At 68.4% G+C, this 15,273-nt stretch carries 14 protein-coding genes; 12 read left to right on the top strand and 2 right to left on the bottom strand.

The features are described from left to right. The first annotated feature begins 35 nt into the window (after positions 1–35). The 12 genes from ybgC (at position 36) to ATO3_RS20815 (ending at position 11,840) form a co-directional block, all read left to right on the top strand. Positions 36–428, top strand: coding sequence for a tol-pal system-associated acyl-CoA thioesterase (ybgC, locus tag ATO3_RS20870; protein ID WP_088651844.1), 393 nt, complete (start codon positions 36–38; stop codon positions 426–428). Between the two features lie 108 nt (positions 429–536). Further along, positions 537–1,232 carry a protein TolQ gene (tolQ, locus tag ATO3_RS20865; protein ID WP_088651843.1) on the top strand — a complete coding sequence of 232 codons (696 nt, stop codon included), beginning with the start codon at positions 537–539 and terminating at the stop codon, positions 1,230–1,232. A 3-nt stretch (positions 1,233–1,235) separates the two neighbouring features. After that, positions 1,236–1,706: a protein TolR gene (tolR, locus tag ATO3_RS20860; protein WP_088651842.1), complete on the top strand. Its 471-nt coding sequence runs from the start codon at positions 1,236–1,238 to the stop codon at positions 1,704–1,706. Positions 1,707–1,716: 10 nt separating this feature from the next. Then, the gene (locus ATO3_RS20855; RefSeq protein ID WP_088651841.1) at positions 1,717–2,889 is read left to right on the top strand and encodes an energy transducer TonB; all 1,173 of its coding nucleotides are present in this window, start codon (positions 1,717–1,719) and stop codon (positions 2,887–2,889) included. Continuing rightward, positions 2,886–4,238, top strand: a complete 1,353-nt coding sequence (tolB, locus tag ATO3_RS20850) for a Tol-Pal system beta propeller repeat protein TolB (protein WP_088651840.1) — start codon at positions 2,886–2,888, stop codon at positions 4,236–4,238. The genes ATO3_RS20855 and tolB overlap by 4 nt, the downstream gene beginning before the upstream one ends. A gap of 168 nt (positions 4,239–4,406) precedes the next feature. Next, entirely contained in the window at positions 4,407–4,925 is a 519-nt protein-coding gene (pal, locus tag ATO3_RS20845; RefSeq protein ID WP_088651839.1) for a peptidoglycan-associated lipoprotein Pal, read from the top strand. Positions 4,926–4,929: 4 nt separating this feature from the next. Then, complete coding sequence (gene ybgF, locus ATO3_RS20840; protein ID WP_088651838.1) at positions 4,930–5,772, top strand: tol-pal system protein YbgF; 843 nt, start codon at positions 4,930–4,932, stop codon at positions 5,770–5,772. After that, positions 5,769–7,046 (top strand): tRNA lysidine(34) synthetase TilS, encoded by a 1,278-nt coding sequence (gene tilS, locus ATO3_RS20835; protein ID WP_088651837.1) that lies wholly within the window; start codon positions 5,769–5,771, stop codon positions 7,044–7,046. Before ybgF ends, tilS begins: the two co-directional genes overlap by 4 nt. A 74-nt stretch (positions 7,047–7,120) precedes the next feature. Then, positions 7,121–9,037, top strand: a complete 1,917-nt coding sequence (ftsH, locus tag ATO3_RS20830; protein ID WP_088651836.1) for an ATP-dependent zinc metalloprotease FtsH — start codon at positions 7,121–7,123, stop codon at positions 9,035–9,037. 105 nt (positions 9,038–9,142) lie between these two features. Further along, positions 9,143–9,721 (top strand): MOSC domain-containing protein, encoded by a 579-nt coding sequence (locus ATO3_RS20825; protein WP_088651835.1) that lies wholly within the window; start codon positions 9,143–9,145, stop codon positions 9,719–9,721. Positions 9,722–9,961: 240 nt separating this feature from the next. Then, on the top strand, positions 9,962–10,864 hold the full coding sequence (folD, locus tag ATO3_RS20820; RefSeq protein ID WP_088651834.1) for a bifunctional methylenetetrahydrofolate dehydrogenase/methenyltetrahydrofolate cyclohydrolase FolD: 903 nt from the start codon (positions 9,962–9,964) through the stop codon (positions 10,862–10,864). Positions 10,865–11,045: 181 nt separating this feature from the next. Next, complete coding sequence (locus ATO3_RS20815) at positions 11,046–11,840, top strand: LytTR family DNA-binding domain-containing protein (protein WP_143747316.1); 795 nt, start codon at positions 11,046–11,048, stop codon at positions 11,838–11,840. Positions 11,841–12,054: 214 nt separating this feature from the next. Here ATO3_RS20815 and pdeM read toward each other — a convergent pair whose 3' ends face one another. Further along, positions 12,055–12,741, bottom strand: coding sequence for a ligase-associated DNA damage response endonuclease PdeM (gene pdeM, locus ATO3_RS20810; RefSeq protein WP_088651832.1), 687 nt, complete (start codon positions 12,739–12,741; stop codon positions 12,055–12,057). A gap of 41 nt (positions 12,742–12,782) precedes the next feature. Further along, positions 12,783–15,215, bottom strand: a complete 2,433-nt coding sequence (locus tag ATO3_RS20805) for a ligase-associated DNA damage response DEXH box helicase (protein WP_088651878.1) — start codon at positions 15,213–15,215, stop codon at positions 12,783–12,785. Positions 15,216–15,273 lie beyond the last annotated feature (58 nt).

The following is a 15,273-nucleotide window of genomic DNA, read 5'->3' as shown; positions in this document are numbered from 1 at the left end:
ACCCGCGCCTTTGCCCGCCACCGCAAGGACATCCCATGACCCACACCTTCACCCTGCAGGTCTATTACGAAGACACCGACATGGGTGGCATCGTCTATCACGCCAATTACCTGCGTTTCATCGAACGCGCCCGCAGCCAGTGGGTGAAGTCTCTGGGCATCGACCAGATCGCCCTGCGCGAAGCGGGGGTGGTGTTCGTCGTGCGGCACATGGACTGTGACTACCTCTCGGCTGCGCGGTTCGAGGACGAGCTGACCGTGGAAACCCGTGTCCTGGACGTCACCGGCGCGCGGCTGCGGCTGGAGCAGGTGGTGCTGCGCGACCGGCAGGTGGTCTTCACCGCCCGCGTCACCGTTGTTTCGATGGAGGTTTCGGGCCGTCCGACCCGGCTCCCGGCAGAGATTCGCGCACTCGGTCGCGGATTATGATCACGTTTCCGGTGGTTCCGGTGGCCTTCTGCCGGGGAATGCATTAACTTTTCCGCAAACAAACGGCCGGAACCGGCCCCACTTTCCAAGTGAGCGACGAGCAGGCGGATGGAAACGGAAACTCTGGCAGCGGCCCAGGCGATTGATTTTTCGGCCTGGGGACTTTTCCTGCGTGCGACCCTGACAGTGAAGCTGGTGATGCTGGCTTTGCTGCTGTCATCGTTCTGGTCCTGGGCGATCATCATCCAGAAACACATGGCTTTCCGCATCGCGCGCAGCCGGGCCAAAACCTTCGACCGCGAATTCTGGTCCGGAGAGCCCCTGGACGGGCTGTTCGACCAGATCGCCAATGCGCCGCGCAGCGCGATTGACCGGGTGTTCATTGCCGGCATGGCCGAATGGCGCCGGTCGCACCGCGAGGACGGGCGGCTGATCGGCGGCGCCATGGACCGGATCGACCGGTCGATGGACGTGGCCATCGCCAAGGAGGCCGAAGCCCAGGCCTCGGGCCTGTCGGTCCTGGCCACGATCGGCGCGACGGCACCCTTCGTCGGGCTCTTCGGAACGGTCTGGGGCATCATGACCGCCTTCATCGACATCGCCGAACAGCAGAACACCAACCTTGCCGTCGTGGCGCCCGGTATCGCCGAGGCGCTGATGGCCACGGGCCTCGGCCTCTTTGCCGCCATCCCGGCGGTGATCTTCTACAACAAGCTGTCGTCCGACGGGGACCGGATCGTTGCGGGGTACGAAACCTTCGCCGACGAATTCGCCACCATCCTGTCGCGCCAGCTGGACAGCTGAGCCATGGGCGCCGCCATCCAGAACACCGAGCGCCGGACGCGCAAGCGGGGACACCGCCGCGCGCGCCCCATGGCCGAGATCAACGTCACGCCCTTCGTCGACGTGATGATGGTGCTGCTGATCATCTTCATGGTGGCCGCGCCTTTGCTGACCGTGGGCGTTCCGGTCGAACTGCCCCGCACGGCGGCCAACGCGCTGCCCGAGGCCGAGGAAGAGCCGCTGACCGTGACCGTCACCGCCGAGGGCGCGGTGCAGATCCAGACCACCGACGTGCCCCGCGAAGAGCTGGTCAGCCGCCTGCGCGGCATCATCGCCGAGCGGACCTCGGACCGTGTTTTCCTGCGCGCGGACGGGCGCGTGCCCTATTCGGTGGTGATGGAGGTCATGGGCGCTCTCAATGCCGGCGGCTTCTCGAACATCGGCCTGGTGACGGACAGCGGCGGCCCGACGCTGGACGACGCGTCGGACGGGTGAGGCGCAGGCGGTGCAGACAGGCACGGCCATATCGGGGATCGCACACGTCGGACTGGTGGTCTGGGTGATCGTGGGGGGATTCTTCCGCTCCGAACCGGAGCCGGTGACGGTGACCGAGGTCTCTCTGATCTCGGCCGAGGAATACGCCGCGCTCTCCGCCCCCCGCACGGGGCCTGAATTCACCGAAACGCCCGGCAACCTGGACCAGCCCGAAGAGCTTGCCCCGGAGGAGCCCGCGCCGCAGGTGACGGAGGAAACCCCGCCCGAGCGCCAGGATCCGGTTGCGCCCGAGACACCCGAGGCCGCCCCCGAGGCGCCGCCCGTGCCCGAGGCCCCGCAGCCGCCCGAGCCCGAGCTGTCCCAGGACCTGCCCGAGCCGACCCCGCCGGAGCCCCCGGCGAACGACACCGCGGTACTGACTCCCGAGACCCGGCCCGAACCCGCGCCGGTGGATCGCCAGGCCTCGACCCCGGCGCCACCGCCGCCGCCCGACGCGCGGCCCGACCCCGTGACAGAGGCACCGGTCTCTCCCGACGGGCTGGATCAGGAGGCGCCCGAGGCCCGCGACGCCGCCGCACCCGAGGAGGCGACCGATCAGCCGCCGGAGCCGGAGGCCGAGCCGGACCCCGAACCGGCGCCGCCCGCCACCGCCGCGCCGACAGCGTCGCGCCGTCCGGCCACGCGCCCCGACCGTCCGCGCCCCTCCGCCCCGGCGGAGGCGCCGGTCGAGACCGCGCAGCCCGAAACGCCATCCGAACCGGAGCCCGAGACCGAATCCCCCGACCGCAGCCAGGCGGTGGACGATGCGGTGGCCGCCGCGCTGGGCCAGGCCGGCGCCTCGACCCCGGCACCTGCCGGTCCTCCGCTCACCGGCGGCGAGCGCGAGGCGCTGCGCGTGGGTGTTTCGCAGTGCTGGAGCGTGGGATCCTTGTCATCCGCCGCCCTGGCGACCACAGTGGTCGTGGGCGTGGCAATGACACCGGACGGGCGCCCGGTGACCAATTCGATCCGGCTGGTGTCTTTCAGCGGCGGCGACCAGACCGCCGCACAGCAGGCGTTCGACGCGGCGCGTCGGGCCATCATCCGCTGCGGGCAGCAGGGCTATCCCCTGCCGGCAGAGAAATACGAGCAATGGCGCGACATCGAAATGACCTTCAACCCCGAGAACATGCAGTACAGATGAGACGAGCGGTCCAGAGTTTCCTTCCTGCGGCGCTGACGGCGCTGATCCTGCCCATCATGATGGCTCTCACGGCGCCGACGACGGTCTCGGCCCAGCAGGGGCCATTGCGGATCGAGATCACCGACGGCGTGATCGAGCCGATGCCCTTCGCGGTGCCCGATTTCGTCCCGCAAAGCGAGGCGGCGGCGGAATACGGCACTTCGCTGGCGCGGGTCATCGCCTCGGATCTGTCGGGCACCGGCCTCTTCCGCGAGATCCCGGCCTCGGCCCATATCTCCACCGTCAGCGATTTCGGCGCGCCGGTGCAGTTCGCCGACTGGAAGACGATCAACGCCCAGGCGCTGATCACCGGCTCGGTGGCGCTGTCGGGCGACCGGCTGACGGTGCAGTTCCGCATCTACGATGTCTTCTCGGGGGTCGAGGTCGGATCGGGCCTGCAATTCGTCGGCACCACCGAGGGCTGGCGCCGCATGGCACACAAGGTGGCCGACACGGTCTATTCCCGCATCACCGGCGAGGCGCCCTATTTCGACAGCCGCGTGGTCTTTGTCTCGGAAAGCGGGCCGAAAAACGACCGGCGCAAGCGTCTGGCGGTGATGGATTACGACGGGGCCAACATCCAGTACCTGACCGACAGCAACGCGCTGGTGCTGGCGCCGCGCTTCTCGCCCACGGGTGACCGGGTGCTTTACACCAGCTATGAAAGCGGCGTGCCCAGGATCTACGTGATGGACGTGGGCCAGGTGCAGCGCCGGGTTCTGGAAACGCAGGAAGGCTCGATGTCCTTCGCGCCGCGCTTCTCGCCCAACGGGCGGACGGTGGTGTTTTCCCAGGCGCAGGGCGGCAATACCGACATCTTCTCGATGGACCTGGCGACCGGCGCGCGGACCCGGCTGACCAACGCACCCTCGATCGAGACGGCGCCGAGCTATTCTCCGGACGGCAGCCAGATTGTCTTCGAAAGCGACCGCTCCGGCGGCCAGCAGCTTTACATCATGCCCGCCGGTGGCGGCGAGGCGCGGCGGATCTCGTCCGGGGCGGGCCGCTACGGCACGCCGGTCTGGTCCCCGCGCGGCGATCTGATCGCCTTCACCAAGCAGAACAATGGCCGCTTCCACATCGGCGTCATGCGCACCGACGGCACCGGCGAGCGGTTGCTCACGGCTTCGTTCCTGGACGAAGGCCCGACATGGTCGCCAAATGGCCGCGTGATCATGTTCACCCGTGAAAGCCAGGGCACCGAGGGGCGGGCACAGCTTTACTCGGTCGATATCTCGGGCCGGAACCTGAAACCGGTGCCGACACCGGACGGGGCATCGGACCCGGCCTGGTCGCCGCTGCAGCAGTAGCGGCGCTATGGCCGGCGCTCTCTGCACCCGGATCCGCGCCACCGGTGTCGCCGCGCGGCGGTCCCTGTGGCGGGAGGCTGCCGAATCGGGGCAGATTTGTTAACAACACGTGGATGCTGTGTTAAGGACCGGGCCAATGAAAAAACAGAATGATCCAGAGGTAGAGGCATGAAGTCTGCGTGCAGGCTGGCGGTTTTCCTGGTGGCGGGGCTTCTTGCCGCGTGCTCCAACAAGGATGACGCGCTGAACGACATCACCACGCCGGCGCCGGGAAGCGTCGGCGCCATCGGCGGGGCCGGCGGTTCGGCGGCAGATCCCCGCTCGCCGGTCTATTTCCAGCAGGCGGTGGGCGACCGCGTGTTCTTTCTGGTCGATGAATCGACCCTGAACGACGCCGCGCGCCAGACCCTGAACGGGCAGGCCACCTGGCTGATCCAGAACCCCGATTACACCGCCACGATCGAGGGCCATGCCGACGAACAGGGCACCCGCGAATACAACGTGGCGCTCGGCGAACGCCGGGCCAACGCGGCGCGCGAATACCTGATCTCGCGCGGGGTCGCGGCCAACCGGCTGCGCACGGTCTCCTACGGCAAGGAACGCCCCGTGGAAATCTGCAGCGTCGAGGCCTGCTATGCCAAGAACCGCCGCGCGGTCACCGTGCTCGCGGCCGGGTTGACGGGGTAACATCATGCGGCTTCGGCTTCCCGGCGTTGCTCTGGCCTGTGCGCTTGCTGTTCTGACCCTGCACCCCGCGCCGGCCTTGGCGCAGGACCAGCAGACCCTGGCGGACATCCGGCAGGAGCTTTCGATGCTTTATGTCGAGGTGCAGAAGCTCAAGCGCGAACTCTCGACCACCGGCACACCTTCGGTTCAGCTGAGCGGCGACACGGTGCTGGAGCGCGTCGCTTCGATGGAGAGCGCCCTGCAGACGCTGACCGCGCGGACCGAGCAGCTGGAGTTCCGCATCGAGGAGATCGTGCGCGACGGCACCAACCGGATCGGCGATCTCGAATTCCGGCTGGTGGAGCTGGAGGGCGGCGATGTCAGCCAGCTGGGCGACACCACCACCCTGGGCGGAGACGCCGCAGCCCCGGCCCAGCCGGCGCCGCCGACACCGCCGGCGAACAGCGGCGGCCAGACCGAGCTTGCCATCGGCGAGCGCGCGGATTTCGACGCCGCCAATACCGCGCTGGCGGAGTCCCGCTACCGCGAGGCCGCCGACGGTTTCCAGCGCTTCGTGACCAACTATCCGGGCAGCCCGCTCGCCGCCGAGGCGCAACTGAAGCGCGGCAAGGCGCTGACGGGGCTGGAGGACACGCGCGAAGCCGCGCGCGCCTATCTTGCCAGCTTCAGCGCCGATCCCACCGGGCAGGTCGCGCCCGAGGCGCTGACACTGCTGGGCAGCTCGCTTGGAAAGCTGGGGCAGGGCGACCAGGCCTGCCTGACCCTCGCCGAGGTTTCGGCCCGCTTCCCGATGTCCGGTTCGGTGCCGACCGCCCAGGCGGAGATGGAGGCACTGGGCTGCCAGTGACCGGGGCCGACACCGATATCATATCGGTCGTGCGATCCCAGTTCCATGCAACCCCGCCGGACCGGATTGGGGTTGCCGTTTCGGGCGGCGGGGATTCCGTCGCCCTTCTGCATATCCTGACGCGCGCCTTCCCCGCCGGCACGATCGAGCTGCAGGCGGTCACGGTGAACCACGGCCTGCGCCCCGAAGCCCTGCAGGAGGCCGAGACGGTCGCCGCTCTGGCGGAGCGGCTGGACATTCCCCACGTCACGCTGACCTGGGAAGGCTGGGACCGGCAGGGCAACCTGCAGGCGGCCGCCCGCGACGCGCGTTATCGCCTGATCGCCGACTGGGCGCGCGAGCGGCGGATCACGCAGGTGGCGTTGGGCCATACCGCCGACGACCAGGCCGAGACGGTCCTGATGCGGCTGGCGCGGGCCTCGGGGGTCAACGGGCTGGCCGCCATGCCGGTGCGGCGCACGATGCATGGGGTGACGCTGCTGCGGCCGATGCTGGGGGTGAGCCGGGCGCAGCTGCGAGATTACCTGCGGCGCAACGGGATCTCCTGGTGCGAAGACCCCTCGAACGAGGATTCCCGGTTCGAACGGGTCCAGGCGCGGCGCATCCTCGAACAGCTTGAGCCGCTGGGGCTGACGGCGCGTAGTCTGGCGGCCGTGGCCAGCCACATGGCCGAGGCGCGCGAGGCGCTGGACTGGCACACGTTCCTGACCGCCCGCGACATCGCCGCCGTCGACGGCGGCGATGTGGTCGTCGACCTGCGGCGCTTCCGCACCCTCCCGCGGGAGATCGCGCGCCGGCTGCTGCTCTGCGCGGTGATGTGGATCGGGCGCACCGATTACCCCCCGCGCCGCGCGGCCATGACCGAGGCGATCGACGCGCTGCGCCACGGCCGCGGCGCCACGCTGGCGGGCTGCCGCATCTTGGTCGCGGGCTCCTCGATCTGGATCTGCCGCGAATACGCCTTCGCCCGCGCGCAATCCGCCGCCCCGGGAGAGCTTTGGGACGGGCGCTGGCGCCTGACCGCCCCGGCCGTCACCGCCGCGGGCGCGGCCGATCGCGACGATCTGGTCATCGGGACGCTGGGTCGCACCGGGCTAGGCCAGACCCCCGGCTGGCGCGAGACGGGGCGGCCCTACGCCGCGCTCATGGCGTCGCCGGCGGTGTGGCGGGGCGAGGAACTGGTGGCCGCGCCGCTTGCCGGAATGGCCAACGGATGGCATGCAAACCTGCAGGAGAGCCCCGAGGCGTTCTTTGCCGCACTATTATCCAATTGAACCTCGGCACATGATCTCTATCTTATGGACAACCGGGCCGACGGCATGTCGGCCCTGCAGTCAGGAGAATTCCCTTGGGAAATGCACGTAACATCGCGTTCTGGGTGGTCCTGTTCCTGTTGATCCTTGCGCTGTTCAACCTGTTCAGCGGATCCGGGGGCACGCTGCAGAGCCGCGAGATCAGCTATTCCGACTTCGTGGCCTCCGTGGAGGGGGGCGAGGTCAACCAGGTGACGCTCGACGGGGAACAGGTGCGTTTCCGCGGTGCCGACGGTCAGGACTACGTGACCATCAAGCCCGAAGACGCCGAGATCACCAGGCTGTTGATTGAAAACGATGTTCCGGTCCGTGCGGAGCAGCAGCAGCAATCCGGCTTCCAGGCCTTCATCGTCTCGCTGCTGCCGTTCCTTCTTCTGATCGGTGTCTGGATCTACTTCATGAACCGGATGCAGGGCGGCGGCAAAGGCGGTGCCATGGGCTTTGGCAAATCCAAGGCCAAGATGCTGACCGAAAAGCACGGCCGCGTGACCTTCGACGATGTCGCGGGCATCGACGAGGCCAAGGAAGAGCTGGAAGAGATCGTCGAATTCCTGCGCAACCCGCAGAAATTCTCGCGACTCGGCGGCAAGATTCCCAAGGGCGCGCTGCTGGTCGGCCCTCCGGGCACCGGTAAGACGCTGCTCGCGCGGGCCATCGCAGGCGAGGCCGGCGTGCCGTTCTTCACGATTTCCGGTTCGGATTTCGTTGAAATGTTCGTGGGTGTGGGTGCGTCCCGTGTCCGCGACATGTTCGAACAGGCCAAGAAGAACGCCCCCTGTATCGTCTTCATCGACGAGATCGACGCCGTGGGCCGCCATCGTGGCGCCGGCTATGGCGGCGGCAACGACGAACGCGAACAGACGCTCAACCAGCTGCTGGTCGAGATGGACGGGTTCGAGGCCAACGAGGGCGTGATCATCATCGCCGCGACCAACCGCAAGGACGTGCTGGACCCGGCGCTGCTGCGCCCGGGCCGGTTCGACCGCCAGGTCACCGTCGGCAACCCCGACATCAAGGGCCGCGAGAAGATCCTGGGTGTCCACGCCCGCAAGACCCCGCTGGGCCCCGATGTCGACCTGCGCATCATCGCGCGCGGCACGCCCGGCTTCTCGGGCGCCGATCTGGCCAACCTGGTCAACGAGGCGGCTCTGATGGCCGCCCGTGTCGGACGTCGTTTCGTGACGATGGAAGATTTCGAGAACGCCAAGGACAAGGTGATGATGGGCGCCGAGCGGCGGTCCATGGTCCTGACCCAGGACCAGAAGGAAAAAACCGCCTATCACGAGGCCGGCCACGCCATCGTGGGCCTTGCGCTGCCGGAATGCGACCCGGTCTACAAGGCGACGATCATCCCCCGTGGCGGGGCGCTCGGCATGGTGGTGTCCTTGCCCGAGATTGACCGGCTGAACTATCACCGCGACGAATGCGAACAGAAGCTGGCGATGACCATGGCCGGCAAGGCCGCCGAGATCATCAAGTACGGCGCCGATCACGTGTCGAACGGCCCCGCCGGCGACATCATGCAGGCCAGCCAGCTGGCGCGCGCCATGGTGATGCGATGGGGCATGTCCGACAAGGTCGGCAACATCGACTACGCCGAGGCGCACGAGGGCTACCAGGGCAATACCGCGGGCTTCTCGGTGTCGGCGCATACAAAGGAAATGATCGAGGAAGAGGTGCGGCGCTACATCCAGGAAGGCTATGAGCGCGCGCATGCGATCCTGATGGAACAGCAGGAGCAATGGGAACGCCTGGCGCAGGGCCTGCTGGAATACGAGACGCTGACCGGCGACGAGATCCAGCGCGTGATCCGGGGCGAGCCGCCGCAATCCGGCGATGACAAGGGCGACACGCCGGACCAGGGCAACACGCCCTCGGTCACCGCAATCCCGAAGACCAAGCCGAAGAAGAGCCCGCCCGACGGCGGAATGGAGCCCGAACCTTCGGTCTGATCCTCATCGGACAGCCATCGAAACCCGCAGGTCCCGGCCTGCGGGTTTTTCTTTTGTCCGCAGCGCTATATGCGGGACCACGGGCTTCAGGAAAGGACGGGACCCATGGCGTCGGTCTATCGCGAGAGTGAGCATGTCGGAGAGGTCGTCTGGCTGGGCATGGCCCCGGCGAGGCAGGGGCTGCGCTCGGGCGCGCAGGACGCGCTGGAGCTGGGATTCCACGGGCTTGACGGCGCACGGCACGAGGGCGCGACGCGGCCGGCCTGCGTGCGGGTGAAGGAGCTTTATCCCAAGGGCACCGAGATCCGGAACGTGCGGCAGCTGACGATCCTGTCCGAGGAGGAACTGGCGGGAATCGCCGCCGACATCGGGTTGGAGGCGCTGGATCCGGGCCTGCTCGGAGCCTCGGTGGTGGTGAAGGGGATCCCCGATTTCACCCATGTCCCGCCGTCGTCGCGGCTGCAGGGACCTTCGGGCGTGGCGCTGACGGTGGACATGGAGAACCTGCCCTGCAACCTGCCCGCGCGCGAGATCGAGGCGGACGAGCCGGGTCACGGCAAGGCGTTCAAGCGCGCCGCCGCCGGCCGGCGCGGAGTGACGGCCTGGGTCGAACGGCCCGGGACGCTGCGGCGGGGCGATCACCTGACGCTCTGGCTGCCGGCACAGCGGGCCTGGGCCCCCTGAGACCCTGCGGTTTCCGATGCCAAAGCGGGACACCTGTGCCCGGGCCGCAATTTCCCCGCCGAATGTCGCATTGGTCCTGTGGCGTTGTGGCGTGTCGGGATAACACGGCAAGAGAGCGCCGCGGCGATCGGCCCGGGGCCGGAGAACGGCCATCGGGGGCATCGAGCCCCCGCTGCCCGTCGGCCCTGAAGGGGCCGGGGCGCGCCCCGGGATGGGAAACGAAGCAGATGAGAGGTTGCGATGACGGCGGAAGTCATTGACGGAAAGGCCTTTGCGGCCAGGGTGCGCGGCCAGGTGGCCAAGCACGTGGCGAAGATGAAGGCGGATCACGGGATCACCCCGGGCCTGGCCGTGGTGCTGGTCGGCGAGGACCCGGCAAGCCAGGTCTACGTGCGCTCCAAGGGCAAGCAGACGGTGGAGGCCGGCATGGCCTCGTTCGAGCACAAGCTGGACGCCGATACGCCCGAGGCTGACCTGCTGGACCTGGTCGAGACGCTGAACAAGGACCCGCAGGTGCATGGCATCCTGGTGCAGCTGCCGCTGCCGGATCACATGGACGCGGACAAGGTGATCAACGCCATCGCACCGGCCAAGGACGTGGACGGGTTCCACATCTCGAACGTCGGGCTTCTGGGTACGGGCCAGAAGGCGATGGTGCCCTGCACGCCGTTGGGCTCCCTGATGCTGCTGCGCGATCACCTGGGGTCGCTGTCGGGGCTGAACGCGGTGGTGATCGGCCGGTCGAACATCGTGGGCAAGCCGATGGCGCAACTGCTGCTGGGCGAAAGCTGCACGGTGACCATCGCGCATTCCCGCACAAAGGACCTGCCCGAGGTGGTGAAACGCGCCGATATCGTCGTGGCCGCCGTGGGACGTCCGCAGATGGTCACCGGCGACTGGATCAAGCCCGGCGCCTCGGTGATCGACGTGGGCATCAACCGGATCGACGCGCCCGAGAAGGGCGAGGGCAAGACCCGCCTGGTCGGCGATTGCGATTACGACAGCTGCGCCGCCGTGGCCGGCGCCATCACGCCGGTGCCCGGCGGGGTCGGCCCGATGACCATCGCCTGCCTTCTTGCCAATACGGTCACCGCCTGCGCCCGCCTCAACGGGCTGGACGAACCCGAAGGGCTGACGCCCTGAGCCGGCCCAGACAGGGCATGACCCCATGTCGCGCCCCGCCCCCCCGGGGCGCGACACCCCGCGTGTGCGCATGCAGCGGGCTCTCTGGCAGCCATCGGCGTGTCCGGTCAATTTCCGGTTTGCGAGACCGCCGTCTTGCCGCTAGAAAATGACCGATCGTTTTCAGATACCAGCAGATTGCATGACTGAACTGCTCCGTGGCGCCGTCGGGCTGAACCAGAGGAACATTCATTTACTCGTCTGGTCGCTGGGCTCCGTCCTGGTGGCACTGGCCGGGCCCTTCGGCACCTATGGCTCGATGTCCTTTACCCAGCGCCTTTTGTTCTGGGGGCTGGTCATTGTCTCGTCCAGCTTCGTCAGCGCGGGGCTGCGCCGGCTTGCGGCGCGGCTGGTCCCGGACGACAGGCCCTGGCGGCGGGACGGGCTGGTAGTGGTGCTGATGAGCGTGGTCTTCACGCCGGTGGTCTGGACTGTGGACTGGGCCATCGCCCATGAACCGGGATCCGCGCCGCTGTCCTTCCTGCGACTCATGTTCTTCGTGGCCTGCATCACCATCGGCGTCTGTGCCATGCGCCGCGTGATCCGGACCCATTTCGTGGCCCGTCCCGAATCCGCCGCGCCCATCCTCGAAGCCGCGTCCGCGGACGCCGCCCCGGCGGCCGAACCGCCCCGCCTGATCCGCCGCCTGCCCGGCAGCTTCGACGGGCGGATCATCCGGCTGAACGTGAACGACCACCGGGTGATGGTGGTCACGACCGAGGGCGAATATGCCATCCGCCTGCGCTTTGGCGACGCGGTGGAGGAGATGGACACGGTCGACGGCTTCTGCACCCACCGCAGCCACTGGGTCGCGCGCCAGGCGGTGCAGGGCGCCGAGAAGGAGCGGGGCAAGACCTACCTGAGGCTCGTCAACGGCGACCGCGTGCCGGTGAGCCGGACCTATATGCCCGAGCTTGAGGATGCCGGGCTTATCTGATCCGGCCGATGCGCGGGTGGCTCGGCCGGATTGAGTATTTGGGCAAAGATGAAGCAGGGGGTTGCGGAATGTCCCACGCGTGGGACAGGGTGCCGGCCTTTTGAAATCAAGAGGTTGCAAGCGCGGATTAACGATCTGTTCATGATCCGGCGCGCCACGCCCCTGTCTTCACCTTTGTAAAAATACTCCAGCGCGACCTCGCGGCCCGGCGCCGTCAGCGGGGCATGGGCACCGGCTGTGCGGATTGCCCCGTGAGGATCGCCAGCGCCTCGGGCCGCATCAGGCGGGACAGTTCCGGTGCGGTGCTGCGCAGCCCGCCGGTGAAGGTGCCGAATGCAGGCAGGATCAGGCGGTCGCGGTCCAGCAGGAAGGCCGGGCGCGAGATCCGGCGAAGGCGGGTCTTCACCTGCGCCTTGGGGTGGTAATGGCCCGAGATCTCTCCGCGCGCCGAAGGGTCGGCGATGTGGCGGAAGGTGAGCGGGCCCATCGTGAGCTGGGCCAGGTGGGTGCCGCCAAGATCCACGGGGCCGGGATCGTGGTTGCCCTCGATCCAGATCCAGTCGCGGCCCGCCATCAGGCCCGTCAGCTCCAGCCGTTCGGCCTCGGGCAGGGCGCGCGCGGCGGCGAGGTCGTCGAAACTGTCGCCAAGGCAGATCACCGTGCGGGCGCCCGTGGCCTGCAGGGCATCGGACAGGCGCTGCAGCGTATCGCGCGTCTCGTAGGGCGGCAGGGGCGCGCCGCCACGGCGGGCGTGACGTTCGGCCTTGCACAGGTGCAGGTCCGACACGCAGAGCAGGCTTTCGGCCGCCCACCATAGCGCGCCGGAGGGCAGGGCGGTCAGCCGGGCACCGGCGAGGGTGAAGTCGTGCGTCCGGGGCTGGGTGGTCTGAAGAGCGTTCATGCTCCGTTCCTTGGCCTATCCCGCGCGCTTGCGCAAGAGGGTCAGCTGAGCGCGCCGTCGAGGCCGGCGGCGGACATCAGCGCCTCGGTCTCTTCGGCCAGCAGTCGGTCTTCGGCCGAGCCCGCCACCGGCACGCGGCCATGTTCCAGGAAAAGCGGCGCGGCCAGCGGTGTAACGCGCTTCAGGCGCAAAAGGTCGATGCCGGAGGTCCGCGCGATCATCTCTTCGATCCGGCCGAAATCGACGAGACCGCGCAGCGCCTCGGTCCGGGTGATGCGCATGGTCAGGTGGTCGGGATCGTATTTCAGCAGCGTGTCGTAGAGGATGTCCGACGACATGGTCATCTGCCGCCCGGTCTTGCGCGGGCCCATCACGTTGCGGTCGATCAGCCCGGCAATGGTGGCCGAGGCGCGGAAGGTGCGCTTCATCACCGCGTTGCCGGCCAGCCAGCGGTCAAGCCCGTCGCGCAGGGCGTCGATGTCGAACAGTGGCGCAGGGTCGATCACCGCGTCGAGCCCCCAGATCAGCGTGGCGTAATCGGTCGACACGAACCCCATGGGCGCAAGGCCGGTTTCCTCAAGCCGCTTGGTCAGCAAAAGACCCAGCGTCTGCTGCGCGTTGCGCCCGGCGAAGCCGTAGATGCAGATATGTTCGCGCCCGTCATGGGGGAAGCTTTCGATCAGCAGCCGGCCGCGTTCGGGCAGGCGCGAGACCTCGCGCTGGAGCGCCAGCCATTCGGCGGTATGGCCGGGCAGCTGGGGCCAGGCGCCTTGCGCGAACATGTCGAGGATGCGGTTCGACAGCTGGGTGGAGGTGGCGAATTTCGTGCCGGAGAAGACCGCGATCTTGGGCTTGCGGTGGGCATCGCGCGACACCTCGACCACGGTTTCGCGCAGCCCCTCGTAGCGCACGATCTGGCCGCCGATCAGGAAGGTGTCACCGGGGGAGAGGGAGGCGGCGAAGCCTTCCTCGATCTCGCCCAGCGGCTTGCCGCCGCGGTTGCGGCGCAGGCGGACCTTCAGGGTTTCACTGTCCTGGATCGTGCCGATGTTCATGCGGATCCGCTGGGCCGAGCGTGGGTCGCGCAATTGCCAGAGCCCATCGGGGCGTTGTTTCAGGCGCTGCCACTGGTCGTAGGCGCGCAGGGCGTAGCCGCCGGTGGCGCAGAAATCGAGGCAATCGTCGAAGGCGGCGCGCGACAGGGTAGCATAGGCGCCGGCGGTCCTGACCTCGGCAAAAAGCGCGTCGGCGTCGAACGGGCCCGAGCAGGCGGCGATCAAGATCTGCTGGCAGAGCACGTCCAGAGGGCCGGGGCCGCGCGGCTCTCCGTCCAGGTCGTTGTCTCGCACGGCTTCCAGGGCAGCGACGCATTCGACCACCTCGAAGCGGTTGGCGGGGACCAGCAGCGCCTTGGAGGGCGCGTTGTAGCGGTGGTTGGCGCGGCCGATGCGCTGGACCAGGCGCTTGACGTTCTTGGGCGCGCCGATCTGGATGACCAGGTCCACGTCGCCCCAGTCGATGCCCAGATCCAGAGAGCCGGTGCAGACAATCGCGCGCAGATCGCCCCGGACCATCGCCGCCTCGACCCGCTCGCGCTGCACCCGGTCGAGAGAGCCATGGTGGATGCCGATGGGCAGGCTGTCTTCATTGGCGAGCCAGAGGTTGTGGAAAAAGATTTCCGCCTGGGCGCGGGTGTTGTGGAAGATCAGCGTGGTGCGGTGCTGTTTCACCTGGTCCAGCACGGCGCGGATCGCATAGGCCGCGCCGCCGCCGGCCCAGGGTGGGCGTTCGTCGGTCCTGAGCATGGCGATGTCGGGCGCCGGGCCGGGATCGGCCTGCAGGATGGCGCAGGGATCGGGGTGGCGGGCGAGCAGGCGGGCGATGGCGGCCGGGTCCTCGACCGTGGCCGAGAGGCCGACGCGGCGCAGGCCGGGGGCGAGGGTTTGCAGCCGGGCCAGCGCCAGCATCAGCTGATCGCCGCGCTTGGATTCGGCCAGCGCGTGGATCTCGTCCACCACCACGCGCTGCACACCGGCGAAGGTGCGCGCGGCGTCTTCGTAGGAGGTCAGCAGCGCGAGGCTTTCGGGCGTGGTCAGCAGGATATGCGGCGGGTCGGCGCGCTGGCGCTTGCGGACGGTGGCCGAGGTGTCGCCGGTGCGGTCCTCGATGCGGATGGGCAGGCCGATCTCGTCCACGGGGGTGCGCAGGTTGCGCTTGATATCGGCGGCCAGTGCCTTGAGCGGCGAGATGTAGAGCGTGTGCAGCCCGTCGTGCCCGCCCTCGGCCAGTTCCGCCAGGGTGGGCAGGAAACCGGCCATCGTCTTGCCGCCGCCGGTGGGGGCGATCAGCAGGGTGGCGGGCTGGTCCGCGCGGTCGACCATGGCCTGCTGGTGCGGGTGCACCTGCCAGCCGCGCCCTGAGAACCAGTCGGTGATGCGGGACGGGATCGGGCGGTGGCCCGGATCCGCGCCCATGGTCTGGGTGCTGGTCTGGTCGGCGGTTTGCTCGGGGGTCGTGTCCATCGCGGCCTCG

It is taken from the genome of Marinibacterium profundimaris (genome assembly GCF_002210095.1).
Lineage (GTDB): Bacteria > Pseudomonadota > Alphaproteobacteria > Rhodobacterales > Rhodobacteraceae > Marinibacterium > Marinibacterium profundimaris.
This window is presented reverse-complemented; position numbering and strand designations above follow the sequence as displayed.